Raw genomic sequence first — 413 nt, 5'->3', positions numbered from 1 at the left:
CCCTTGGCGCCCTTCATCGAGGTCTCGTCGAGCAGCGGGTTGGCGATCGCCGCTTCGGCGGCGGCCATCGCGCGGCCCTCGCCGGAAGCCTCGCCGGTGCCCATCATCGCCTTGCCCATCTCGCGCATGACGGAACGGACGTCGGCGAAGTCGAGATTGATCAGGCCTTCCTTGACCATCAGGTCGGTGATGCAGGCGACACCGGAATAGAGCACCTGGTCGGCCATGGCGAAGGCATCGGCGAAGGTGGTCTTGTCATTGGCCAGCCGGAACAGGTTCTGGTTGGGGATGACGATCAGCGTATCGACGCATTTCTGCAATTCCTCGATGCCGAAGTCGGCCGTCTTCATGCGGCGCTGGCCTTCGAAGTGGAACGGCTTGGTCACGACGCCGACGGTGAGGATGCCCTTTTC

The 413-nt window shown here is 63.4% G+C and carries 1 pseudogene; it reads right to left on the bottom strand.

Annotated features, from left to right (window positions below):
* Positions 1 to 413, bottom strand: a pseudogene (locus tag EN750_RS38900) (cell division protein FtsZ); the annotation flags it as partial.

The sequence above is a fragment of the Mesorhizobium sp. M7A.F.Ca.ET.027.03.2.1 genome (assembly GCF_003999175.1).
GTDB lineage: Bacteria > Pseudomonadota > Alphaproteobacteria > Rhizobiales > Rhizobiaceae > Mesorhizobium.
This window is presented reverse-complemented; position numbering and strand designations above follow the sequence as displayed.